Genomic DNA, 1,447 nt, shown 5'->3' with positions numbered 1-1,447 from the left:
AAGAAAGCACAGGATGATGAAGCCAGTGGTGAGATTGAAACAGCACATCCGGGTTACCTGGGGTCGCAGGACACTTTTTATGTTGGTCATTTAAAAGGTGTTGGTCGTATCTACCAACAAACTTATATTGATACTTACTGCAAAGTCGTTCATTGTAAACTTTACACAACGAAAAGTTCGATAACTGCTGCGGATTTATTAAATGACAAGGTTCTGCCTTTTTATGCCCAACATGGATTACCGATATTACGTATACTGACGGACAGAGGTAGTGAATATTGTGGTAAAGTTGAGCATCACGATTATCAACTTTATCTGGCTATCAACGATATTGATCACACAAAAACTAAGGCACGCTCGCCTCAAACTAATGGAATTTGTGAACGTTTTCATAAAACCGTATTACAAGAGTTCTACCAGGTAGTTTTTCGTAAGAAAATCTACGGTAATTTAGAGGAATTACAAACTGATTTAGATAAATGGTTAGAGGAATACAATAACCAGCGTACTCATCAAGGAAAAATGTGTTGCGGTCGAACACCCATAGCAACTTTACACGATGGAAAACAAATTTGGAGAGAAAAAGATTTAAATCAAATTTAGCCTGACAGATACTGTATAAATAACCGGTAACTGTCAGATCAAGTCTGAGCTACTACAAATTATATCGACTTTATCGAGTAAGCGTTTATCGTGACGGCGCCCATTTTTGCTCATGGGGATAAATCCAATTTGCCTTGTTTCGTCAGTCATAATAAGCCCTTTTCGAGTGGTCTGTCTTTTCTTTCCCGAATACATTTTTTTTCGCCGACGCAGATTCTTAGGCTTTTGGACAGGTCGCTCTGTCCCATCAATAAAGACGTCTTTAACTCCAGGAAAGGCGCGAAAAAATTCCTCAGCAGAGCGAATTTGACGAGCGGGCAAAACACATTCTCGCCCCAAGGTCATCTCTAAAACCGGCAATAATATTTTTACCCAGCGACATACCCGGGTTCTATCTAAACCAAAAAGAAGTCCTTGCAAATCATAGGTCGGATAACATTTTAAATACAACACGAGTTTCGCAGTCTCTAAAAAAGAAGTATAAATTTAAAAACAAGAAAAAATCAGGATGTTCATATTTTGTCCGGTTATCCATGCATTAAAGATATCTATAAAATATTCTTGCAAGTAAGCAGTGTAAGATACTCTAGTTTGGCGTTATCAGAAGTCAGCCCATCGCCTTTATCTCATGACACGGTTAGCCGATGGTTAAAAAGTAGATGTTTCCGCCCTAAAGACCTATGGCGATTAGTTGAACCTTCTATAAAACTAGTTGCTGAATAGAGACTTGCATTTTTTGTCACGCTATTGAGAATAAAAAGAGGTTTAACTTAGAGAATAAAGGTTTGAAATGATCAACAAAGAGCGGCTGTTACGAGATAATCGTTTATGTAAAGCAATCATT

General features: G+C 38.0%; 3 protein-coding genes. 2 read left to right on the top strand and 1 reads right to left on the bottom strand.

Features of this window, described 5'->3' with window-relative positions:
• Nucleotides 1-603, top strand: a 603-nt coding sequence (locus CBG25_RS06055) for an integrase core domain-containing protein (protein ID WP_290603686.1), incomplete at its 5' end; no start/stop codon positions are given.
• A gap of 33 nt (nucleotides 604-636) precedes the next feature.
• Here CBG25_RS06055 and CBG25_RS06050 read toward each other — a convergent pair.
• Nucleotides 637-1,056 (bottom strand): transposase family protein, encoded by a 420-nt coding sequence (locus CBG25_RS06050; RefSeq protein WP_290605315.1) that lies wholly within the window; start codon nucleotides 1,054-1,056, stop codon nucleotides 637-639.
• 66 nt (nucleotides 1,057-1,122) lie between these two features.
• Between CBG25_RS06050 and CBG25_RS06045 the strand changes: the two genes are divergently transcribed.
• Complete coding sequence (locus tag CBG25_RS06045; RefSeq protein ID WP_290605313.1) at nucleotides 1,123-1,326, top strand: hypothetical protein; 204 nt, start codon at nucleotides 1,123-1,125, stop codon at nucleotides 1,324-1,326.
• Nucleotides 1,327-1,447: the final 121 nt, after the last annotated feature.

This window comes from Arsenophonus sp. ENCA (assembly GCF_002287155.1).
Lineage (GTDB): Bacteria > Pseudomonadota > Gammaproteobacteria > Enterobacterales > Enterobacteriaceae > Arsenophonus > Arsenophonus nilaparvatae.
Note: the sequence above shows the minus strand (reverse complement) of the source record. Positions and strands in the feature narration are given on the sequence as shown.